Source organism: Variovorax sp. LARHSF232, assembly GCF_052871435.1.
Genome location: NZ_JBIXJS010000015.1, coordinates 70,875 through 94,019 on the forward strand (window position 1 = coordinate 70,875; position 23,145 = coordinate 94,019).

Here is a 23,145-nt window from a genome sequence, read left to right on the forward strand (position 1 = left end):
GGCCTAGCCACCAGCAGAAGGAGAAGCTCCTGCGAGGCAGTGTTGAGTGGCTTGTTTCGACGAGCTACTCGTCTACATCGCTGAAGATTGAGCGGTCGCTCATCTGCTCACGTTGTACGGCGCGAGGGACGCTGCTGAAGAAGCTGGTCTTATCTTCTTCGTCAGTTTTTTCGGCGTTGATTTCTTCTTTAGCTTTCTCCAGCACTCGAGTCAACTTCTGATGCTTATCCTCAAATGGGCCGTCGTATCCCACTAGGTCCTGGATGTCGTAGAGAAATTCGGTGAACTCTTCGAACTGGCTGTCGATGTCGCCATCAGGGTCGACCTGCTTCCGACGATCTGCAATCTTCTCGGCGATCTCAGAGTCGAGCTTGGCCAACAGCCCAGCAGTGAGCCGCATGAGTTCCGATGGCCGGAAGAGGGCGAGGATGCTGTCATCGCGGACGAAGGAGGCGTCGAGGGAGTAGAGGGCGCCGTCCTCAAGTGTCGAGACGGTCTCGGCTCGCACTTTCTCGTTGAGCAATCCCATCGCATGAGCGGTTGCCCGTAGGCGGACTTCTTCGCTGCGGCGGAGTCGGAACCACGACGGAGGGTCTCCTTCTCTCCCCAGAAGCTCAGGGGCCCGTTCAATGACCTTTCGAGTCATGTCCGGTGGAAGTCGGCGGTTTAGGAACTCGAAGAGCTTCTCGTTCAGGCCCTTTTCGTCGGGAGCCTCTACCAATCTAGCGATGAGTTGGTCGCTGTTGCTGAGGGGAACTACTACAGCGTCTCGAACAACGGGCCCACCTTCACAAGCCACCTCAGTGAGCAGCGTGTCGAGGCCCGCTCCACGGACGTAGACGTCAACCAGGTCTGGTCGCTTGCTCAAGATTGCACTTATGGCATCGGCAAACGTGGGATGCCAGAAAGCCCAGTATTCCTTGTCGCCGTCTTTCCGGCGGACGACGAACGAGCCCGCAAGTTGCAGCAGGGCCAAAGTCATCTGCGCCTTCGTTACGCCATGGCTCGACGCCACCAGGGTTGTTTCATCTTCCGGCAGCAAACTAACCGGCAGCCGAGACCTGGCCAAGAACACCAGCGTCATTGCCGCTCGCTGCTCGGCCGACAACTCTTCAAAGGTCTGAACCAAGAACTCCTGCGGTTGGGAGATGAACCGCAACAAGTCCTCGGGAAGCTTCTTTATGTGGGCGGTGAACCTCTGGTCTCCGAGTCGCCGCGCAAGTTCCGGCAGCAGGCGGTGCTCCTTCGACAACGCCGGGAGGTGCGCCTTGATGCTCGCCTTCCAGCTGGGTGGTTGCCTGCCGGCTTTGAGGTGGTTGTACAGAATTTGTTCCCGCTCAGACTGCGTTAGGTCTCCGACGCTTACGACGGCGGTGCCAGTTTCCAGTAGGTGGTGGTTTCGGGAACCAATTCGAGGTTTCGCATCGTTCCAGATGTGCGTACGGGAAGTGAGGATGAAGTGGCACCCGTGGTCAATCGCTGTCTTGAGCTTCGGCATGAACTCGAGCCAAGCGTTGACATAGTCGGGCATGAGAAGGTTTGAGCCGAACGCATCATCGACCCAGTACAAGCGCTTGTTGTCTTTAGGGTTCCACCGATCCCTCAGCTCCAATGGCCCATCACACTTGAAGACCTGCACTTCGTTCTTGTCGACGGCCATCATCGCAAGGATCGCGGCCAAAGTGGACTTGCCGGTTGCAGGTGCACCGAGAAGAAGAACCAGTTTGTGCTCCGCCAAGATGTCTACCGCAGCGCGATGGGGCGCGGTCGGCACGTAGACGTTGAGGGCCTTCTTGTGGTCTCCCAGCAAGGCGACAGTCTGCGCTGCACACCGTTCGTCAAGAATAGTTGAGAGGTCTCCGAGGCCGTAGACACGGGGAACCAGTGCTCGGAGACGTGGGCTCCGCTTGATTCGTCCTAGCAACCACTCTTTGCCGACAATGTGGGGCTCCGTGACCCCCAATGTGAACAGCTTCTCTCGAACTTCCCCAGCGACGTCTGCATCCACCCCCATGCTCGTAATAAAGTAGTAGACGCTAGCCATCTTCTTCGCGACAAGTTGCTCGACGTGCTCCAGTTCATCGTTGATGTCCGATGGCCGCAGACGTTGGTCGCGCTTGCCGGAGAACTTGCATTGCACTGTTCCCACCACGGTGAAGCCATCGGGGCTCTTCGCGAGAAACACAGCATCTTGACCACCGTCTTGGGCCTCGCGGTACACCGAAACAGTGGTCCTTAGCTCCTCTTCCATTATCTGCGCGCACAGGTCTTGGAAGGCCTTCCAACCTAGTGTGTGGAGTGCAAAGTCGACTTGGTACGCCTGCGTTTCCGAGGTGGTCATCAGCGTGGCCTGCCTGGTCACGTGGCTGCCGACTCGATCTCAAGCTTGGGCAACGCCTGCACGATCCTCATCGTCTCCAGGCTGACCGTGACAACACGCTGAAATAGCTCCAGGGGATAGCGTGAGTTGCCCATGGTCTCGACTGCCCAATCGTTAGCATCGTTGACAATCCCGCTGTCCTTTTCGATCTTGACGCTCTGGCGCTCCACCACCCAGTCCAAGGCCGGTTTGCCGTTGACGACGTAGTCGTAGGCTTCCACAGGGATGCCGGTGAGCGTGATCTTGTCGTTGTAGTGCAGGGTCGTCAGGTCCTTGTCCTTGCCCTTCTTGCCGTAGCGCATCTTCTGGACGCGGTAGTCGGCGTCGGTGAGCTTCTTGCCGTCGCTGTCGATCTTCATCGGGTAGGGCTCGACGCTCTCGTAGTTCAGGTGCAGCCCGGCCAGCTTGCGTCCGGCCTGGGAGAACGCCCAGAAGTCCGCAGCGGTCTTGACGCGCGGGATGCGCGGCAACTCCTTGCCCAGGTTGTCAGCGAAGCGTTCGCGGTAGTCGGGCGAATGCAGCAGGCCGTAGACGTAGTAGAAGATGTCTTCGCGGTTGATGGTCTCCCCGGAGTAGGCGGATCGGAAATGGGCCAGACCCGCGGCCGTGATGGCGTCGCGGCGTTTGGCCGCTGAGGTTGGTGCCGACGAACCCTGTGCGCTGAATAAGGCTGATTGCGCAGCGCTGGCATCGGCCGCTCCGGACTCCGGGTCGTCATACAGGTACAGGGGGAAGCACTGCTCCCCACCATCTGGAGAGAACGCTGGCGGCTGGTTCGTGATGAGGGCGACTTCCCCGAACCGCCACCGAGCCTTGACCATGATGACCAAGTTCTCCGACTCAGCATCTGGAAAGATGCGCGGCATCTGGTAGACCATTTCGTTGAGCCGCCGATCAAAGTAGAGCCATTGCTTCGTGAAGGGACGATATTGGCTAGTCCGCATGCCATCCGAAGCAAATGAATGCCTTCGGCCTTTCGACAGGTCCTGCTTCAAAGCACGGGACCAAGAAATTGCCGCCGCATCGGAATCAATAAAGTTGTCGACAAGGGCTTCTCGTTGCCTCTTGTCGAGCCCGGGATGCTGACCAGAAAGACGATCAACTTCGCGGTTGTAGAAGTCGATCATGCGGATCATATTGTTGGTCACCGTAGCCTTGGACGCATTGAAACACCATGCATCCCGCGCCGTTAGCACTCCTTGGGTGAACGTTTCAAACAGCTTTTTTTCATCGTTCCTTTTATCGCCAAGCACCATATGCTCGGCAAAGCTTTCGTCACGTAGTTTCAGCCAGTCCCCGTGGGCGTCCGGCGCGATGGTTTGCCACCCGCCAGCCGACGTGATGCCCGCAACGCTGCCCAAGGATTCGATCTTGGCGAGCTTCTCCTCCCGGCTCAGATAGTCGCCAATGTCGTGGAAGCTGATTTTCCCGTGCTGTTTGGCGGACGGGTTCTTCACCAGAAGTGAGATGGCAATCGGTGCGCGACTACCACTGCCAAAAATCTTGCCACCCTCCCTGCGGGACAGTTCGCCTGCAGTGCGCTGATTGCCGCGCAGGTGAAAGACGTAGATGCTGCTGAACTCGTCTGCGAGGCAGCGGCGCAACCCGTCGGCCGTACTGGCGTCGAGGAAACCCGCATTCGTGACGAAGCCGATGACGCCGCTAATGCCAACCCGGTCGCTGGCCCACCGGATAGCGCGGATGTAGCTGTCGTAGAGCCCCTTTGCCAGTACCGCATCCGAACGCTCGGCGTAGGTTGAGCGGATGCGGCCGTCCAGGTGCGGGTAAGCTAGGTTGTCGTTGTTGTCGTTCTCGCTGCGCTGGCCCACCGAGTACGGCGGGTTGCCCAAGATGACCCGGATGTCCAGCGTCTTCTGCCGCTTGCGCCGCGCGCTGTTGTCCACCAGCAGCGCGTCAACCAGGTCTTCCTTCTCGTACATCTGGAAGGTGTCGGTCAGGCAGATGCCCTCGAACGGCTGGTAGTTGCCGCCCACGATGCTGTGATACACCGCCTCGATGTTGATGGCAGCGATGTAGTAGGCCAGCAGCACCAGCTCGTTGGCGTGGATTTCGTGCTTGTACTTGTGAGGCAGGTGTTCGGGCGCGATCAGGCCGCTTTGCAGCAGCCGGGTGATGAAGGTGCCGGTGCCAGTGAAGGGATCGATGATGTGGACGCCCTTGCTGCCCAAGGTCTGCCCGAACTCGGTCTCCAGGATGTGGGCTACGCTCTGGATGATGAAGTCCACCACCTCGACCGGCGTGTAGACGATGCCCAGCCGCTCGGTCATCTTGGGGAAGGCATTGCGGAAGAACTTGTCGTAGAGCTCGACGACGATCTTCTGCTTGCCCGCCGCGTTTTCGATGCCCTGAGCACGCATCTTCACGCTGTCGTAGAAGCGCTGGAGGGTGTCTGCCTCCTTATCCAGCCGGTGTTCCTGCAGTACATCGAGAACGCCCTGCATGGCCAGCGACATCGGGTTGTGCTGGGCGAAGCTGTAGTCCTCAAACAGGGCGTCGAAGACCGGTTTGGTGATAAGGTGCTGGGCCAGCATCTCGATGACCTCGCCATCGCTGATGCTTCCGTTCAGGTCGTCGCGCAACTCGCCAGCGAAGGTGTTGAAGGCAGCGCGCTCCTTCTCGTTGGCCGGGTCCGCGACGATTCCAGTGATGCGGTCGATGTGCGTGCGAGCGATCTTGGCGATGTCGTTGGCCCAGTCTTCCCAGTGATGTCGATTGCCCACCTTCTGCACTAGCTTGGCATAGATGGCCTTCTCAATTTCTCCGATTTCGAAGGGCAGGGATGGCTGGTCTTCCTTGCCATAGCGCTTAGGTGCCGGTTCCCCGATGGTGAAGCCGCCTTTACCTCCGTCCTTGTTCTTGGGACCCTTTGCCTTCTCCGACCTCTTCTGAATCTTGTCGGTGATGGCAATGACCTCCATCTTGCTGGTGTCCCTGCCGATCAGGTCTAGCTTGTTGACCATCGCGTCGAAGCGGTCGTCGTGTGAGCGCAGCGCCTGCAGAACTTGCCAAACCACGGCATAGGTCTTGTTGTCGCTCAGCGCATCGTGCGGCTCCACGCCGGCCGGGATGACCACAGGCAAGACGACGTAGCCACGCTTCTTGCCCGGCGCGTTGCGCATGACACGGCCGACGGACTGAACGACGTCCACCTGGGAGTTTCGGGGAGTTAGGAACAGCACCGCATCCAGGGCCGGTACGTCGACACCTTCAGACAGGCAGCGCACGTTGCTCAGAATGCGGCAGGTGTCGTCGGCGGCATCGGCCTTGAGCCAAGCGAGCTTGGCCTCTTTCTCACTGGCATTCATGCTGCCGTCCACATGGTCGGCTTCGCAGGCCAGCGTCGAGGCCGCGTCGTCGTCCTCGGACGCCTGGTAGGCCTCCACCACCGCCTGGAACATACCGGCGATGTTCTTGGAGCTGACCTTGTGGGTTTTCGCGCCCTTGTTCACCTCGATCACCTGACAGAAGGCCACGGCACGCTTCATGGCCTCATGGTCGCCGCTCAGCTCTTCGCTCAGCCCTTGTTTGGCCAGCGCCTTCCAGCAGCCGATGATCTTGGCAGCGTCGTCGACCTTCAGCTGGTTGTTCTCGTCTTTGAGCAGCGACTGGATGCGGCGACTGACGTGCGCCTCCTCCACCGAGAGCACGATGACTTTGTAGTCCACCAGCAAGCCGCGCCTAACCGCTTCGGAGAAGGTGATGACATGAAGCTCTTCGCCGTAAAGTGCCGCGTCGTCCATCGAGCAAAGCGCCACGCTGCTCTGCTCGGCCTTTGCTTTCGCGCTGTCACCGTAAATACGCGGGGTGGCCGTCATGTAGAGACGCTTGGCCGAGCGGATGAAGGCCGCGTCATGCACCTTCACAAAGGTGCTCTCGTCGTCATCGCCGAAGGTGGCGCCCGTGGTGCGGTGCGCCTCGTCGCAGACGATGAGGTCGAAGTCGGCCAAACCGTGGACCCGCTGCGCGCGGCTGATGACGTCGATGGAGTGATACGTGCTGAAGACCACGCTCATGTGCGCGGCGTCGTGCCGCTTGGCCATCTCGGTGGCCAAGCGGGCTGGTTCGGTCGTGGCCGGGTAACGCAGCTCGTGGGTGAAGGTCTGAACGCTGTCGTCGTCCTTCAGGCGCTTCTTGCCGACGTCGCTGTCCGAGCAAACGGCAAAGCTGTGCAGAGGTGTGGCGCTCTCCTGCGTCCACTCGGTAAGGCTCTGCGAAAGCAGAGAAAGGCTGGGCACCAAGAACAGGACGCGCTTGCCCTGGCCGGCCAGGGCCTCGGCGATCTTCAGACTGGTGAAGGTCTTGCCGGTGCCGCAGGCCATGATGAGCTTGCCCCGATCAGCGGTCTGCAATCCGGCCAGCGCGGCATCCAGCGCCTGTTGCTGGTGTTGGCGGAGTTCCTTCCTGGCCTTCAGTACCGGCGCAGCCTTGGGCTGGTACTTGGTCCAGTCAATCTGGCTGTTCTCAAGATCGGACAGGTCGATCTTGCTGACAGGGGGCTGCTGGTCGCGAAGAGCATCCTCCGCATGGGTGCTCCAATGGTTTGTGGTGCTGACGATGACGCGGTGGGTGAAGGGCTTCTTTCCCGAGGCGGTGAAGAAGCTGTCGATGTCGCTCTTTTGCAAGTGGTAGTCCTCGGCGTACAGCTTGCACTGGATCGCGTGGATTTCACCTGTGCCCTGGGTTTTGGCGACCAGGTCAATACCTGCATCATGCTTGTGCAGCCCTTGCAAGTGCGCCCACTCGCCGTAGGTCCAGACCTCGCTGTAGAGGTCTCGGTAAGTGGCCTCGTTGCGGAGGTAGCAGAGCATGAGCTCTTCAAAGTAGGTGCCCTTCTCGCGCTCGGACCGGGAGGATTGACGGTAGTGATCGAGCAGCGAGGAAAGGGCGGTCATGTCGGTCAGCGCGAGCCAATTTTGTTTGTGCTGGGCATTTTGCCAGCGGGCGTTCTTCGCCGACTCAGTGCCCGCCGGCCGATGCTCCGACGGCCGAGAACAACGCTGTTCAAAAACCCTGGCGTTTTGCAAAGGGTATCGGGTCGATGCTCCGTTGCAGAAGCAGTGCTGCCTACACAGCTATGCAGCAGGCGATTGCCGCTGCCGCACAGCTGGGAAGAGACATGACGACGAGGGTCTTGAGCCCGCGCTTACACCGTAGAAGCTTTGCGTGCACCTGGGAAGTGCGACGCCTGACTGGAGAAACGGACATGGGTCGCTCTTAGGGCTCAAGATGACCGCTCACCAGCCTGAGGGCGTTTGACGGTTGACGAAGGGCACGGAGGGGATGCCGGTCTTCTGGTCTTCTGCCGGGCCGCCGGTAATCACGACCTTTCCCATACGGCGGCGATGCGCTGAATCTCGGTCATGATCAGCTGATCAGCTTGCGCATGTCGCCTCACCAAGATGGTGGTGAGAGCCAGCGAGCTCAAGCTCGGCCTGTGGTTGCCATCCCTCCCCGCCGCCCGCGGATGTGCACAGGTGACGCGCCCAGTGCGCGGCTGGTCAGGGCGGCGACAGGACCACCTTCAAGCAATGCGGCAATGACGCCAGCCACCCGCATCGCCGAACTGGTCCCCGATCACTAGCAGCGCAAGTCACAAGCAGCAGGGGGCCCATCTCGGGCTGTCACCACCGGCAGCTCCGCAGCAGCAGACCTTCATCCGCTCAAAGTGGAAGGTCCGTTCAGCAGCAATACGCAGTCGTTTCAGACCTAGCGACGTCGAGGGCCAACTAAACACCCTCCGCAGCTTCAAGCTGCTTGATCACGACGCGATTGATCGCATCGTCTCTTACGCCTGCCAAGAAGCCGTCGCACCACTCGTTACTTCCGCGTCCGTAGTGAACGGCGGCCACAATGTCTGGATGAAAACAAGTAGAGCCGATACTCCACAATCTGCGAACTAGCGCTCTGGAGATTTCGCCTCGCTTTGCAAGGGTCTTTAGCGCCTCCGCTCGAACGAAGAGGCCCCTACCTTCGTCGTGTGCAATGGCACGCACAATGCTTACTTCATTCGCCAAGAGCTTGTCTGCGAACTTTCGCATGGCCACTAATAGCCATGCCTGCTCCCAGTCTGACTGAAACCGATCTTCCTTTAACATCCTCGTGACTGCGCGCAAGACAGCACGGCTATGCTTCTTAGACTGGGCAGCCAAGTATGACGAAAGTAGCTCAGCCTTCTCGGGAAACCTAGCCAACAGCGCTCCCGCCACATCGATCGCGAGCGGCGAGCGCCCAGCCGTCAACCGTATTAGGGAGGTGCTGACCCGAAAGTGCACCTCCCCTCGGGAGAGGCCGTCTGGCTGGTCGGACCTTTGCAGAGCATCGCCAAGCACCTGCATTGCGATGGTCATATCGTCGGGTCGCAAGTCCCCCTCAATCTCGCCGACCACATCCTCCAGCGAAACATTGCCATGGTAGAACAGGTTCCACGCCAGATCCTCTCTTCCGAGTTGTTGTAGTAACTCTTCCAGCAAGTCCGAGTCATCCTGAATCTCAACAATTCGAGCCGCAGTGAGTTCTTGTGCGGTTTGCTCGTGCGAACGGTCAGAGCGTGTTATGGATGCTGTATATGCAGCCACCCTCATGATGATTGCCTTGGAACTATTGACCAGCAACCCAATCCGACGCAGTTCCTGCTCGAATACGTGAAGAGCCTCGCGGGCTTCACTAAGTGACTTGGCCGCGATTCGAACATCGTCTCCGTGGCGAGCGTAGTGGAAGCCGCCGCGCGCCATAGCAGCGTCGACGGGAGATAGGAATGCGGATGCGATAGGGTCTGACGCCTCCAGACCCTGAGGAATTCCCTTGGAACTGCTCATTACGCGTTGTAGGAACTGGATGAGGGCTTCTACATTGCCGGCGCGCCCCGTGATCGAGACTAAGACATCTTCAAGGCGCTCATGGCTTATGGACTCATAGAATCCGGTGACGTCGGCTATGGCGATGTGCGTAGCATTGGATTCGAGAGGCGATTGTTCAAATTCCGACCATCGCTTTGATTCTGTTATTCCACGCGGCCAGTAGACCATCTCCTTGCCTAAGAGAGCGGTTTCGATTCTTTGCCGAAGTGTTTCAACGAGAGCGTCAAAGACGATGCGGTCTGCCAATGTCAACAGAGCGGCCGGCCTGGTTGTGTGGCCAGGCTTTGGCACTAGGACGATTTCGGCCGGCGTAGGGTCGTAGCGGCCCTGGCGCAACCTCGTCCTCAGGGCTTCAGAGAATCTGTTCCCGACCTCACCGAGAACATTGTCCTCGTGCCGAGGCGGAAGAAGATCGTTCCGCTGCGATCCTCGCCGCACCGCGGCAGCGAGGTCGAGGCTGTCAGCGAGTTGCTGAAATGCATTCACAACTTCTTCTCCATCCTGTAGCAGTTCTAGATGCGAGAAGCTGTGCCCGGCTGTTTGACGTCATAGGGCAACAATGATCGAAGCAATCAGCGCCCAGACAAGCGTCAGGACCACCCACGGCAGTAACCATCTTCACAATCTCCTTCGCGAGAATTGGCCCCATCGTAATGACCGGTGCGCCGCGACCGCCCCCCGTGTTCCTGCCTAAGCAAGTTTGAGGAGATGCCGGGTCTATCAACGTCCATCGTCGTTGTTTCGGTAGCAAACAGCCAACAACCTGCGAGCACCCGGCGGCTTCGCCGTCCAAAGATGCGTCAAAGGTCACGAGTGATCGACGCCCCCACCTTGATGAGAGGCTCGAGATTGACCTCAAGCGCTTCCTGGAGCGCGCGTAGACACCTCGGCCAAGAGAGTCGTTCCTGCTCCAACCGAAGGCTGACGCCCCATCGGTTTGAACGGAGCCCAACATACACGTTCATCTCGGAAGGTGTCAGGTGAGGCAACACCTCGGCGCGATTTGGCGTGAGTTCAGTAACCCAAAGCGACTGCCCACCCGAAAAGGTCGCCTCGTCCATCAAGATGGATTGCAGCCGCGAGAAGATGTCCCGAGCCCGGGACAGAATGGCAAATCCATGCGTATCCAGGTCGCCCCAGTAGATAAGGCGGGGTATGGCGCCTTGGTCGACGGTGCCCCCCAAATGGTCTGGGCCCAGCCAAGGAATGCGAGCGAGTTCTGAGACCGCGTACCCCAATCGCATGAAGGCAACGGTGCCTTCGAAATCCGGCAGCGCCAGGCCGGTCTCCAAGTTTTCCACAATGATGACCGAGCGGGCCGGAAGGCTCATCCGAGCCACCTCTTCGACCGGCGCCTCGATGTCGCACAGCCCTGCCAGGCTCGCCCGGAGCTTTGGGCACAGGATTCGCAAACGAAGTTTGGCAGAGGGCTTTCGAAGGCCACAGACCTCATGGAAATCCTGCGAAGCCGCAGTGAGCAACTGACCCTTAGCCGCCAAAAGGAAATCGCGTACGACCACCTTGCGAGGTTCAATCCATTTGGTGTCGATGCTTGGTACTGGGAGTTGGCGCAGATACAGGCCTGACCTCGGATTGGCGTCGAACCACTCGAGGAGCGTATGCAATCGCTCCACGTCCTCGTCGGCCCAGTCCACGAACACAGGGAGGTGACGCCGGCAGACTGGTGAGCTACGCAGCTTTGCAAAACGTCGGAGAAGCGCGTCTCGGCGGAAGCAGGCCTGGGTCCACTGCGAGCCCCGATTTACCCATTCTGCCAAGGCCCCGGGAGCGTCGATGACGATGTGTGCAGGGATTCGCTGCTCTCCGAGGCGGGCCCACTGGCGGGTCTCCCAGACCAACGTGATCCCGTTTGGCAGCGTGGATTGCGCCTCGTGCCACTCGCGGACCCATTTGGCGACCACATCCATCGACTCGAGGACGTCCCGCTCCTTGAGACTGCCCAGAGCCACACGCACCGGCCACGTCGAAGCGTCAAGCGCGTCCCCAAAAGGCTCTGAGCCCTCGGGCACCCCTGCGACTTGCAACAGCCACAGACCAAACCGCGCATTTATACGCCGCGTCATCTCGGCGAAGACAGTAGCCGGAGATTCCAATTTCATGCCGCGCGCGCTCACTCTTCGTTCGCGAGGGCGTGCAGCTCTGCGGTCAGGCCGAGACGGCCTTGGGCGTTGTCATACTGGACCTGCGAGAAGCGCGAACTCTTGCCGTCGACGATGTGAATTACGGACGCTCCGCCGATGAAGGGCTCGAGCGTCATCACAGAGCGCATTGGCGTGGCCACCACCATCTGGAACCCAAAGGTCTTGAAGATGGTCATGGCCGCGGCAGTGAATTCCGCATCCGCTTTGTCGAAGGCCTCGTCCAAAACGACCGTCGAGTAAGAGGGCACGGATCGGTCCTGACCGCCCAGCTGGTAACGCAGCGCAGCGGCCAGGCAAGCCGCAGCCAGTTTTTGCCGCTGGCCTCCCGACTTGCCGGCGCCGCTGTGATAGACCTCGCGCTCGATGCCGTCTCGATCAAGCTCGCGAACGCGGAAGTCCACGTGGAGTCGGACGTCCAAAACCAACGTGCGCCATTTGACGTCGGCCGACTCTTGGCTGGATAGGCGCTTCACCATGGCGCTCAGGGCTTCGAAGCGCCGCTCCGCGGCTACCTTGTCCTGTGTGAAAGCCTGGGTCAGCGCGTCGCGTAGTTGCGCGCGAAACGCCTTGACCTCGTCGAGGGCTCTGTCGTGGGGCTCGATGACCAAGTGCGTGCCGGGGTTGTAGTCCGCCGTTTTCAAGCTACCGTTGACTTGATCCAGCCGGTCATGAATCTGCTTTCGTTCGATGTCAAGGCGCTGTTGCAACGTGGCCAGATTCTGGTTGCTCTGCTGCTGTAGTAGCTGCATGAATCGATCTTCAAATCTCGGCAGGTCGTCGGTTTCCAGACGCTCGAGCTTGGCGATGAAGTCCGTTGCGCTCTCAAGCTTCGGATCCAGGCCACCGGCTTCGGACGGCCAAATGCGGCTGTAGTCCCGAAATGCCAGCTCGATAGCCGCCTGGAGAGCGGCTGAGCGACTCTTGAGCATGTCGCGCTCGCTGCCGATGCTGCGGGTTACGCTGTGCAAAACGCTGTCCAGCGTCTCCAAGGCCACCGGACGATTGATGCGCGAGACGCGCTCCTTGATAGCAGCACGCATCTCCTCAGTAAGCACACGAGGCACATGCAGCGCATCGAGTGATTTTTGCAGCGCCGTCAGTCGATTGAGGCCGTCGCGCTCATCGCCCTCGGCCTTCTGCCGCTTCGCGACCGCAGCTTCGTAGTGCTTTTCCTGGTTGGCCAAGCGCTCTTGCAAGTCCTTCAGGTCTGGATTGCGCTCCAGTTCGAGACGGCGTTGTTGTTGCAACTCAGCGATCTGGCGCAACAAGCCGCTGACGTCCATCTCTTCCCAGCTCACATTGGCGAGGATGTTGGCGTGATCGCGACGTTGCTGCAGTTCATTGCGCTCCGTCGTTAGCTCGTTGAGTTGCCCCTGGAGCACGGCAAGCTCCACGCCAACCTTTTGCGTCTCGGCGATGTAAACCTGTCTCTTGGCCAGGTTGTCCAAGCCCATCACCCACTGGCGACGGTCATCGACGTTAGATCGGTCATCCTTTTCGTGACGCGTGGAGTTGTGCTTGACCTGACCGGCCTTGGTGACGGCGCGAGTGCTACTGCGAAATTCCGCCATGTCCTCGACACACTCGTAGTCGAAGTGGTGGCGCAATTGCTGACGCATCCAGTCTTGGTGGGGCCCGCGGGCCAGGGTGATCTTGCGAACCAGAGAGCCTTCACTGAGGGAACGCCGGTCGACCTCCGTGGGCGCGTTCATCATGGCGCGCAGGTAGACGACGCGCATACCCGTGTGACGCTCATTGAGCGCACGGCTGAAGTCGGCGTACATGTCTGGCTGGACGACGATGGACAGCGAAAAGCCTCGAAGAACGCGCTCGATGGCACCGGTCCAGACCGATTCCTCCGAACGCACTTCCATCAGCTCGCCCGCAAAGGGAAGGTCCTTGGGCTCAGCACCAAGCTCTTGCGCAAGCTCGGCGCGCAGCCGCAGGTAGGGGCCTGGAATGTTGGAGGGCTGGCGCTCCATGGACTCGATTTCGCTGCGCAAGTCGCTCAAACGCTCGGACAGGCGGTCGTACTGGCGCTTGACGGGATCTCGGCGCTCCTCAAGGTCGTCGGCCTGCGACGGGCCACTGAGCATCTCCCGAGCCTTTTCTTGGGTAGCAAGGAAGGTTTGCGGCGCACTTGGAGTCGGCCATTCCAAGGCGCGACATGCCGCGTCGACCACTGCATGCTTGGCGAGGCGATTTCCTTTCTGCCCTTCGGCCTCCTCGATGCGAAGTTCGAGGTTCTGAAGCTGCAGGCCACCCGCCCCCTGTACCTGAGAGATGTATTGGTCGCGGACGCTTTTCTCATGAGCTTCCTTCGCCTTTGCCTCTCCAATGGCAATCTGGAAGTGCTGAATCTCCCTTCTCGTGTCCTCGATTTCTGCGTTTATTAGTACCCCGCGCTGCTCCTGGCCGTAGCTTTCCAGGTGTTCATCGATGGCTTGCAGGTCGTCGATCTCTGTCACGACGCTGGCGCGCGTTGCGAAGTTGTCACGTGCTGGCGCCAACGTCTCAATTTGTCTACGAGCTGAGACCACTTCGGCGTGAGCCGCATTGAGCTCCTGGAAGTCGCGAACCAGTCGCTCAGAAACCGCAACAGTCTCGGGTTCGTCGAGCATGAAGTCCCGAAGGAACACATTCAGATCGCCCAGGTCCTTGGTCGACTGAGTCTTGTGCAAAAGGCGTAGCGCCCGCTCGCTTTCGATGTCCAACAGCCGACAGAAGCGCTCTTGGTAGGCCTTGAATTCTTCACGGATGAAGGCTTGAGGAAAGGCCGCCTTGAGTTTTCTGACGTCGAAGTCCGTCTCGGCGAACGGGACCTTGAATTCAGTGACGTCGAATTCGCGCTCGAACACGAGGTACTGATGCCGCATGTCGCGGGTGGAAGCGCTTTGGCCGCGAATCCACATCAGCATGACGATGGTAACCACCGCTCCAAGAGCATTGCGGTATGTGGCGGCCAGAGCACTCCACGTAGTGCCCTTGCGCAGGAACTGCTGGACGGCCTCGCGCTCGTCATTGCTCTGCCGGGCCCAGGCACCCCGCACATAGGTCACCAGGTTGCGGTCAGATCGGCCACGGTCGGCCTCGCGCGCCGCCGCGTTGAATGCGCGCCAACGGTCCGGGGTGGTGAGCGCTGCCAGTCCATCGAGCATCGTGCTCTTTCCTGAGCCGGAGTTGCCCACGAACAAGTATCCCTCGGGTGCGATGGCAAAGTCCGCAACCCCTTGGAACGTGCCCCAGTTGTAGGCCTGCAGGCGTCGCAGACGGAACTGCGCCTGAACAGCCGGGTCATCGCCGTCCAGGAACGCGATAGGGCGAGTCGCGCGCACGCTCACCAGGTCGGCCGGAACCGCAGGAGGGCGCACCGTCAAGGGCGAGGAGGGGAGGGAGGGTGACGGGGGCGCGGTAGGTGCATAGGGCGAGGTCTCTACCTCGAACAAAAACAGATCGGTGCCGGGCGACGTGGGGGCAATGGGCGCCAGGGCTACCGGATTGACCTCATTCGCTTGCTTCAACAGGAAGGCAGGCACGCCGGTGGAGGCAAACAGCCCTTCATTTCCCGACTGGTTCCCGTTATTGGAATCCGTCACGCTTGGTCCCCCTCATCTTCGTTGTCGTCGTCGGTGGCGCTGTCGGTACCGGCGCCTACATCGGACGCATTCGGAAGTCTCGCGGCTGCGGCGTAGGCCTTGGTCAGCTGTTCAATCTCCTCCGCTGGGAAGAGCAGTTTGAGAGCTGGGGATACCTCGAAGCGCTCTTCCGAGTTGGCCAGCCTTCGCAGCAAGCCCAACTTCTTGGCCTTCTCGACCGCGCCATCGCACTGTTTGGCGAAACGCGACTGGTCCACGTTGTCACTGCGCTCGAACGTCTTCAGGTATTCGAGCATCTCATGCAGGTCGAGTGCCGCACGCTCCCCCTGCGCGTCGGCCTGGGTCAGGCGAAGGCGCAGGAACAGCAGTAGGGCGGTTTCGATGAAGGACAGAGTGTTTCGTCGCAGCAGGATCGGGATGTCCACATCCTCTCGGGACACTTGGCGCAAGAAGGCCACCTGCTGGTCTCGGTCGAGCACCAACTCCAGGAACAGCTCGTGTAGCCGGCTGCGTAGCACTGGCTCGTCGCGCAACACCACTTCCCATGCTTTGGAATGCCGCCGACCGTCTATTAGAGGACCTGTCAACAGTTGCACGAGCGTGCGGCGCGTATCCAGCGGGAGGGCACCGCTATCGCCCTCAAAGGTTTGCTGACGGGTGACCTGCAGCGCGGCAACCGAAGCCTCTAACGAGGTGGGCGTCTCATGCTCGTCGGAAGGAAGAATGTCAAAGCTGGAATTCATGGGCCCGTTCCCGACGGAAGAACACGGCAGGAGCGTCAGCACGTCGACGCACGCCGTCTGCGCCTGTCCATTCGATGGAGCAGGGTTGGGTCTCAAAAATCTGGCCATGCTTCGCGGCTAGGGAAAGGTAGCCCACCACGCTGCCCAGGCCCTGCTCGGCATCGAAGCAATCTAGCAGTTCGGTCAGGCTTACCACTTCCTTGTCTTCAAGGAGGGTGAGGATGTTGCGTTTGAGGGCGCGAAGGTCGATCTCCGAGCGACGGACCATCTCTGCAATTTCATCCATGGAGAGCTCGCCCTCGGGCACCTTCTCCATGGTGGTGTCCGCCATGCGCATATAGGGGTCGAGCAAGCCCCACTGAGCGGCCGACGCCACTCGGGCACCGGTCGAAGTGAGGGTGAAGCCGATATTTGCGTTGGTACGGAGCTGGTCCTTGACCTGCACGGCGCTTCGCTGGGCCACACCAAGCAGCTGATGCAGCCGACGGTTTTCCATGAACTCGCGACTCTGAACGAAGTGCTTGAGGCCTCGGGCAAAGCTTTGCTGAACTTCATGCACGGTCGAGCCTTCCTTGAGCAGCAGACTCGTGAGATTGCGCAACATGCGCCGGTCGGCATCACTCAGATTTCTGGAGAACGAACGAGAGTTCAGCGAATCGACCGCATCGTCGAGGATGGCGGACTGCTCGTAGTCATTGAGCAGCCGCCAGAAGGCCTGGAACGTACGACCGGCGTCGCTATCGCCAATGACGTCCACGCCGCTGAAGAGCTTCTCGAGAACATGGCCGCGGCTGCCTTCGTGGTCCATCAGGGTTGCGCGCAGGTCGCGGTTGAGTCGCTCAAATTCATCGCGCACCTGACGGAAATCTGAAACCAGTTCCTCGGCCAGAAAGATGATGTCGCGAGCACGCTCCAGCGCCCGATCATCTGGCAGCGTCGTGACTTGGCCGTTGTTGACGCGTTCGATCTCACGGTCGATGCGGTCGCGCTGCTCCATCAGCGACTCCAGTCGGCTTTTGCGGTCTCCGTCAGTTTCTTCGGCAAGTCGCTGCAGTTGGTTGATGACGGTGGCCAGACGGCTTTCCGTCGCACTGCGGCGCGGCTGGGTGGAACTCACAATGAAGCGCACGGCGTTGGCTGCATCGGTCGTGAGGCTAAGCTCTTCCTCGGGGGCGCCTTGTGCAAGGCGACGCGACAGCCAACCCAGGTCAATCCATTCCCGCACATAGGCTGCCGCCGAATAGGGCAGGTCATAGCCCTGCGCGCGCAGCGCTCCTATGTCTCGCGTAAGCCGCTCTTCGAAGGTGGACGCAGATAGCACCTTCTCGTCCTGAAGCAGCAAGTTGCCCAACAGCGCGGCAATGACGGGCGCGCGGTCGGCAGCAAGTAGCTTCCACATCGGCTGCTCGCGAAGGTTGCGCAGTGTGGCTGCGCTGCGCAAGATACTCATGCCGTGTTCTGCGGCCGCAAGAATGACTTCGCTTTTCTGCAGGACCTCATTGACGTTTTAGCCCTTCTTGCCCTGGAACCTTGTAGGCACCGGAATGTCACCCCAATAAACAATGCGCGCGGCCTCCCTAGCGGCGCGCAGCGGTGCTGCCAGGCATTGTAGAAACGATTGCTTACTCCGCAATGTGAATGTTTCCACACTTCGGCGTTTGGGGCCTCGATCCATGTAAGAGGTTGCGGGAATTCTGGGCTGCGCGAATGACATCTCCCGGTCGCCGCGCCGGCGCACGCGCGAGACCTGGCGCACAACTTCGTGCTCGCGCACCCGCAATGCAACAGGAGCAAGTCCGATTCGTTGGCCGCAAAGAGCTATCTGGAACGATGGCTGGAGCGCCTGACTACACGGCCGTCGGTGAAATAGGCGCGGCAGCCGGTGTGGCCGCCGACGCAGCCACCACCCATCGCGTAGCGGCCTGGAGCTATGCCAATGCATCGGCTGCTGAGGTGCGGGCGTGGGTCAAGGCGGCGATCTACGAGCCGATTGACGGCGCTTACCTGCGGCTGCTCGCTGCGACGTCAAGTGCATGAGGCGGGGGATTCGAAGCCGGGTTGACATAAGGCCGGTTGGCCACCCATCGGTATGATTCCCGCGCATGACCCGGCGGTGGTCCCGGATGGCGCCCCCGCCCTCGTCGCCGTCCAACTCAAAGCGATTGACCCACAGACATGCCCCTGGAGAACGGTGACCTGGCTTCGCACCCGGACCCCAGCGTGCCCGGCGCGCCCGCTGACACCGCGGTCGAATCCGCATGGCAGGCCCCAGCGGCGTTGGCGAGCCGCTCGGCGCCGCAGACCACGCAAGCCCAGCGCTCGGAAGTGCACCGCAAGCTGGGGAAATGCCTGCTTCGCGTCCAGCAGTACGAAATGCTCGTCAAGGCCATCCTGGTGGATCACGACCAGAGCGGCACCCTGTCCAATTGGAAGGAGCGCCGAGACGCGCGCATCCAGGAGTTCGCCGGCAAGTCGCTGGGCCAGCTCGTCGACGCCTTGCACAACGCAGTGTTCAAGACGCGCGACGATGGCGAGCCCAGCCGGTACTCCCAGGCGCCGCAGAACCTGAGCGAGGCCTGGTTCAGCTTTCGCACCAGCCTCGAGATGGATCCGCAAGGCTACGCGAACACCGTGACGGCCATGCGGGAGTTGGTCGCCCTGCGCAACGACTTTGTTCATCACCTGATGCAGCGTTTCGATCTCTGGGCAATCGACGGCTGCCAGGCCGCGGATGCCTATCTTGAGCACAGCTACCACACGGTGGATCGCCACATGGCACAACTGCTGGACTGGGCGCGATCGATCGATCACGCCCGACAAGCGGGCGCACAAGCCGTCGCTTCGATCGATCCGGCGCAGTTTGTGAAGCCAGCACCGGGCGAGCGGCCGGCACTGAACCGCGGCAGCACCATCGCTGAACGATTGCGCGAGGCCGAGGCGTTCCTGGCCGCGGACGGGTGGACGCTGCTCGATGATGCGATCGCTTTCATTGGACGCATCGATGCGCTCGAGACGCCTTTGCGCTACGGGTGCAAGCACTGGCACCAGGTCCTGCGAGGATGCGTCACCTTCGAGATGCAAAAGGTCCCGCTGCCTGAACGCAAGGGCCTGTTTACCGTGTTTCGCTCAATCGGCCAACGCAGCACGGCAATGGATGCCAGCGAACCGGGCGAGTTCGCATAGGCGCCGCCTGGCGAGCGCGCCGTAGCTGCTTGCGGCCGGCTGCCTACTGCGCGCTGCCTGAACCCGTGAAACTGGCGAGCATGTCCTGCAGCGGGCGCTTCAGCGGATCGAGATCATCGGCGATGGCCAGTGCCTGGGCACGCCACTGCTCGAACTGCGTTGCAGTCGACGCGTGGAGATCCGGATGCCGGGACAACGCGGACACCAGCTCGCGGATGTCGCCTGCTTCTTTGCGCTGGCGGGCCAGGGCCACGATGCCCTGGCGAACACGACGGCGGTGCTCGGCGATTGCTTCCAGGCGCTTCAACTCCGCCTTCCTGGCGGCCTCGTCGCGCTCCCTTTGCGCCTCGGCTCGCCACTCGAGTTGCTGTTCATACGCCGATGCGGCGTGGGCGCGAAGTGCCAGCTCTGCACGACGCAAGAGCGCCTCGACGATGACACCGAGTTGCCGCTCGAGCTTTTGGTCAGGTGCATCGGACCAGCTGAGAACGCCGAGATCGCTCGCCTCCCGACCCAACCAGAGCGTGGTGTAGCGGACCTCCTTGATGGGCCGATCCCGCGTGAATGCCTTTGCATCGCTGGGTTCGGCAAACCGAAGGTCCAGGGAGGCCGCACCGAATCGGACATGGCACCGCAGGCTGTGCACGGTGCCGTGGCCTTGCGCCCACTCATCCTGATCGAACACCGAAACGCTCTCGGTCACGGGCGCCACGGCCTTCGCAATCGCGTCGAAAAGCCGAAGTTGACGCTGATGCACGACATCCTCGAAGCGTGGCTTGTCGAAACTCCAGTCGCTTCGCGCGAGCTTCTCGCGTCTGGCAGTCTCGGCCGCGAGTACACGGGCGAGTGCGGGACTGGCATTGGTGAGGTCGCGCGTGGACGTGACACGCCCCACCAGCTTGAGTGCCGCTGAAACCTGCGCCTCGATGTCCTCCTTGAAGCTGGGCGCGACCAAGGGTGCATCAGAGTCGATTCGCCCGCCCCAGTGCCGCTCATAGGGTGAGCCGCCCATGCGCACCGTGTTGGCGTGACCTGGCAGTCGGATGGGCAGCGGCAAGCGCAGTGTCGACTTTCCTGCCGCATGCTTGGCCCAGTGGCCCTTGGGAGGAGCCGGAATGTGAGCGCGCGAGCAGTGCTTGCCGATGGCCACATCCGAGATGCCCAAATCCTTGGCAATCTGGCTGCGAGGTTTGCTCCAGACCAACTCATACAGATGATCTCTGGTCAGGGTGATCGACATGCATATAAGTATGGCGGGGAATGCACCGAGGTCGCCTCTTGGATGCTAGCGCGCGCGTGGCCGTGGCACGCAAGCTGGCGGTGATCATGCACGCGATGTGGAGCGATGGCACCTTCTACAGCAGCGACGCCGGCGAATCGCCCGAGCAGGTGACCCAGCGCGCCAGAAAAAAGGACCAAAAGCATCTCGGGCGGCCTGCGAAGGCACCCGGGCTGCCGGTGCCGAACGGCAGCCAAGCCATCGTCGGCGCACCGGCAGGAGCGGGCGCGTGACGGCCCTGGTGACATCGCTGCTGCAGGCGTGCTGCATCGCTGGAAACACCCATTGAACACCCGCGAGGGGCAAGGCGTTCCCACGTGAACTGGAGAGCATTGGTGCAGATCCCTGGTTACGGGAAGCTCGGTATCTTGCCTGTGGCCGCGCCAGCGGACCACGCTCGAGTGCTTGACACAGCCCCGTCCATCTGATGGCGACATGCGCCTCGCGGGCCATTCGCGCTGCCAGCCGCAGGGCTTGCGCAGCGACATCCACAGCCCGTCGATGAGCGCGGAGGAGTGCACGGCGCACGCAGTCCTCGACCACCACGCGAACGCACGATCGCGCGACAGGCTGGGCACCGCCAACGACGGCGCCGGCGACACGAGCGATGACCCGTTCACTCACGGCTGCGTGCGGGCTAGCCGCATGCGCACGCGCACATCCATGCGTTGGTGCGCGTGTGCTTCCAAAGTGCAGACGACGATGTCCTGAAGGAGAATTCCATGAAGAAAGCCACGAACCAGGGAGCCCCGATTAGGTGGGCAAGATAAAAGGGCCGGCACGTGACCGGTCGGAGAGCCAGTCTGCACGAGGGTCTGGCGCGGCACGGCACTTCGCGCCCCCCGTGCCGCGCGGCGATGCATTGCCGCATGGCCTCGATCGCCCGCGCGTGCCGCCTGCAATGCGTGCGCTATATCGCGGTGCGAAGGACGTCGCCGCGAAACGAAGACCGCTTCCCCGTCCGCCTGAGCGGTCTGCAGCGCTCCATCTCGCAAGAAAGAAAGGCGAGCGCGTGACGCAGGCATGGCTAGTCAGCGCCTGTTTCGAAGGCTGAGCGTGTCGTGATCAGGCCACGCGCGTGTCGCTCGGGCGGTAGTTGCTGTTCCAGACGCAATAGCACGAGGCTAGGTCCGCAAAGTGAAGGTCACGAAAAGGTACGTCGCGGCCTGCGCGCCGATGGCCTCGACGCCAAACTCGATGGAGGCGCCCAGCAGTAGCGAATCACCCGCGCTCAGCTCAACCACCTGGTCGCCAATGCGGCACGCGAGCCGTCCGGCCAGGGTGTACACGAATTGGACTTTTGCCTGCTGGGATGATGCCCCGAATGTCTCGGCCTCGGGGCCGAGTCTTACGAGCCAGGGCTCGATGCACAAGTTCCCTGAGCGCAACTGGCCGAGCATTTGGCGACAGTGCTCTGCCACCTCGCCTGTATGCTGCACGTGGGTGCCCATACCTGCGGGGACGTGACAGAAGGTACTGCGGCCAGACGGTTGGACAAACAGGCGCGCGAGGCCGACGCCCAGGCCGACGGCGATGCGTTCAAGCGTCTCGACGGAGGCGCAGACCAGACCGCGCTCGATGCGCGAGAGCATGGAGCGGGAGATGCCCGCGTTTGCGGCAAGCTTGCCGGCGGAGGCACCGCTGCAAAGACGCAGCGCGCGCACTTGCTGCCCGACCAACTCAGCGCTGGCGCTGCGCGGCTCAGACAGCGGTAATTGGCGCCGGCGCGCCACGGCCAAGGCGAGCGATGCCGGCAGCTTAAGGGGGCGCGGAGTTGGCAGCGGCGAGGCGACCTGTCTTTGGCGCATGGGGCAACACCGATAGGATGGTAACTATATACAGGGTAACTATATCCCGTGGTGCCTTATGCCGGCAAGATTGACCATATCGGCATGGTGAATACTGTCTCTGCCGACAAGCAGAAGGTGCCCGAGCTGGTGGTGTTCGGGGAGAGCGTGCGTCGCCACCGCAAGGCGCTGGGCTACTCGCAGGAGGCCTTCGGCGATGCCTGTGGAATCGACCGGAGCTACATGGGCGGCATTGAGCGTGGAGAGCACAACCTTGCACTAATTAACATCCTCAAGATCATTGCGGCGCTGGGCCTACAGCCTTCGGAGTTCTTCCAGGCGTTGGACCGCCCAAAGAAAAAAAGCAAGTCCTCCTGATGCCAGTTGTGCGTGCGCGAAACGTTCGGGTCCGCCTGGAGCCACTCGGCGGATTCGACGACCATCAATAAGTGGAAGAAGGTTGGCCTCGTGCAGGAAGTGCCATTCGCGAATCTCGCCGCGACTGCCGCACACGGCGCAGAAGCAGCCGCAGTGATCCGCGGCGGTTGCTCAACCAGCGGAGTGACCGGCTTTGCGTAGTTCAGCGACGTAGGGGGAATTTGCCGTAGTGACGAGCAACACAAACAACTGTCGAGTTCTTGCTGCTGGGCTGAAATTCCGCCGGATCTGACGCTCCGACCAGGAAGGTCTCGACGGGCCGGCTAGGGGACTTCGTCGCACACGTGGTCGGTCCAACGGTCATCAGACGCGTTGCTACGCTGGTTGCACATCGCGCTCCCTTTGTCGATGAGCAAAGTTCCTGAATGCGAGTTCGAGTGCCATCAGGCACTTGCGCACCAACTGTGATGGGGCGCACGCCTTCGCCGGTCAAAGCAGGTGCGTTTGTGCGCTCGCGGTCAAAGTTGTTGACCTGGTCGATCACGTCGAGCGACTGCAATCGCGAAACCGCGTACAGCCGGTTAGGGCCTATCTCAATCCGTCAGGATCGACCGCTATCCGGCAGCTCCGCAGCCCAATCCGGTCAACCGAAGCGACGAATTCGCTGCCAGAAAGCGGTCCCTCAATGTCGTGTCATCTTCCGGGATCATTCGAGCTACCGAGAGGTGGACCAGTGGCTGGCCGAATCCGCACGCCTTG

13 protein-coding genes are annotated in these 23,145 nt (G+C 61.0%); 4 read left to right on the forward strand and 9 right to left on the reverse strand.

Translation table 11 applies throughout. From position 1 onward, the window contains the following. Positions 1-64: 64 nt before the first annotated feature. From ACIPRI_RS25545 to ACIPRI_RS25575, 7 genes are all read right to left on the reverse strand, one after another. Positions 65-2,341, reverse strand: a complete 2,277-nt coding sequence (locus ACIPRI_RS25545; RefSeq protein WP_446624313.1) for an nSTAND3 domain-containing NTPase — start codon at positions 2,339-2,341, stop codon at positions 65-67. 17 nt (positions 2,342-2,358) lie between these two features. After that, positions 2,359-7,293, reverse strand: a complete 4,935-nt coding sequence (locus ACIPRI_RS25550) for a DEAD/DEAH box helicase (protein ID WP_446624314.1) — start codon at positions 7,291-7,293, stop codon at positions 2,359-2,361. Between the two features lie 834 nt (positions 7,294-8,127). After that, a complete protein-coding gene (locus ACIPRI_RS25555; RefSeq protein WP_446624315.1) occupies positions 8,128-9,744 on the reverse strand; it encodes an RNA-directed DNA polymerase in 1,617 nt (538 codons plus the stop codon). A 314-nt stretch (positions 9,745-10,058) separates the two neighbouring features. Continuing rightward, complete coding sequence (locus ACIPRI_RS25560; RefSeq protein WP_446624316.1) at positions 10,059-11,378, reverse strand: DUF3322 domain-containing protein; 1,320 nt, start codon at positions 11,376-11,378, stop codon at positions 10,059-10,061. Positions 11,379-11,389: 11 nt separating this feature from the next. After that, positions 11,390-15,016 (reverse strand): ATP-binding protein, encoded by a 3,627-nt coding sequence (locus ACIPRI_RS25565; RefSeq protein ID WP_446624317.1) that lies wholly within the window; start codon positions 15,014-15,016, stop codon positions 11,390-11,392. Beyond that, complete coding sequence (locus tag ACIPRI_RS25570; protein WP_446624318.1) at positions 15,013-15,759, reverse strand: DUF4194 domain-containing protein; 747 nt, start codon at positions 15,757-15,759, stop codon at positions 15,013-15,015. Before ACIPRI_RS25570 ends, ACIPRI_RS25565 begins: the two co-directional genes overlap by 4 nt. Further along, the gene (locus tag ACIPRI_RS25575; protein WP_446624319.1) at positions 15,743-17,209 is read right to left on the reverse strand and encodes a DUF3375 domain-containing protein; all 1,467 of its coding nucleotides are present in this window, start codon (positions 17,207-17,209) and stop codon (positions 15,743-15,745) included. The genes ACIPRI_RS25570 and ACIPRI_RS25575 overlap by 17 nt, the downstream gene beginning before the upstream one ends. Positions 17,210-17,538: 329 nt before the next feature. On the opposite strand from ACIPRI_RS25575, the gene ACIPRI_RS25580 reads away from it, so the two are divergent. Together ACIPRI_RS25580 and ACIPRI_RS25585 are read left to right on the forward strand one after the other, a co-directional pair. Then, positions 17,539-17,796: a hypothetical protein gene (locus tag ACIPRI_RS25580; RefSeq protein ID WP_446624320.1), complete on the forward strand. Its 258-nt coding sequence runs from the start codon at positions 17,539-17,541 to the stop codon at positions 17,794-17,796. A gap of 138 nt (positions 17,797-17,934) precedes the next feature. Beyond that, positions 17,935-18,942, forward strand: a complete 1,008-nt coding sequence (locus ACIPRI_RS25585; RefSeq protein ID WP_446624321.1) for a hypothetical protein — start codon at positions 17,935-17,937, stop codon at positions 18,940-18,942. A 43-nt stretch (positions 18,943-18,985) separates the two neighbouring features. On the opposite strand, the gene ACIPRI_RS25590 is transcribed toward ACIPRI_RS25585, so the two are convergent. Then, positions 18,986-20,182, reverse strand: coding sequence for a hypothetical protein (locus ACIPRI_RS25590; RefSeq protein ID WP_446624322.1), 1,197 nt, complete (start codon positions 20,180-20,182; stop codon positions 18,986-18,988). A 38-nt stretch (positions 20,183-20,220) separates the two neighbouring features. Here ACIPRI_RS25590 and ACIPRI_RS25595 point away from each other — a divergent pair, with 38 nt between their 5' ends. Further along, positions 20,221-20,454: a hypothetical protein gene (locus ACIPRI_RS25595; RefSeq protein ID WP_446624328.1), complete on the forward strand. Its 234-nt coding sequence runs from the start codon at positions 20,221-20,223 to the stop codon at positions 20,452-20,454. 891 nt (positions 20,455-21,345) lie between these two features. Here ACIPRI_RS25595 and ACIPRI_RS25600 read toward each other — a convergent pair. Beyond that, on the reverse strand, positions 21,346-22,029 hold the full coding sequence (locus ACIPRI_RS25600; RefSeq protein ID WP_446624323.1) for a helix-turn-helix domain-containing protein: 684 nt from the start codon (positions 22,027-22,029) through the stop codon (positions 21,346-21,348). Positions 22,030-22,077: 48 nt separating this feature from the next. On the opposite strand from ACIPRI_RS25600, the gene ACIPRI_RS25605 reads away from it, so the two are divergent. Continuing rightward, positions 22,078-22,386, forward strand: coding sequence for a helix-turn-helix domain-containing protein (locus ACIPRI_RS25605; RefSeq protein ID WP_446624324.1), 309 nt, complete (start codon positions 22,078-22,080; stop codon positions 22,384-22,386). Positions 22,387-23,145: the final 759 nt, after the last annotated feature.

Bases quoted from the DNA above. Each gene is read 5' to 3' on its own strand.
- ACIPRI_RS25575 (WP_446624319.1), bottom strand. From the start codon at position 17,209: ATGAGTATCTTGCGCAGCGCAGCCACACTGCGCAACCTTCGCGAGCAG.
- ACIPRI_RS25550 (WP_446624314.1), bottom strand. From the start codon at position 7,293: ATGACCGCCCTTTCCTCGCTGCTCGATCACTACCGTCAATCCTCCCGG.
- ACIPRI_RS25570 (WP_446624318.1), bottom strand. From the start codon at position 15,759: ATGAATTCCAGCTTTGACATTCTTCCTTCCGACGAGCATGAGACGCCC.
- ACIPRI_RS25600 (WP_446624323.1), bottom strand. From the start codon at position 22,029: ATGCGCCAAAGACAGGTCGCCTCGCCGCTGCCAACTCCGCGCCCCCTT.
- ACIPRI_RS25545 (WP_446624313.1), bottom strand. From the start codon at position 2,341: ATGACCACCTCGGAAACGCAGGCGTACCAAGTCGACTTTGCACTCCAC.
- ACIPRI_RS25590 (WP_446624322.1), bottom strand. From the start codon at position 20,182: ATGTCGATCACCCTGACCAGAGATCATCTGTATGAGTTGGTCTGGAGC.
- ACIPRI_RS25580 (WP_446624320.1), top strand. From the start codon at position 17,539: ATGCAACAGGAGCAAGTCCGATTCGTTGGCCGCAAAGAGCTATCTGGA.
- ACIPRI_RS25585 (WP_446624321.1), top strand. From the start codon at position 17,935: ATGCCCCTGGAGAACGGTGACCTGGCTTCGCACCCGGACCCCAGCGTG.
- ACIPRI_RS25560 (WP_446624316.1), bottom strand. From the start codon at position 11,378: ATGAAATTGGAATCTCCGGCTACTGTCTTCGCCGAGATGACGCGGCGT.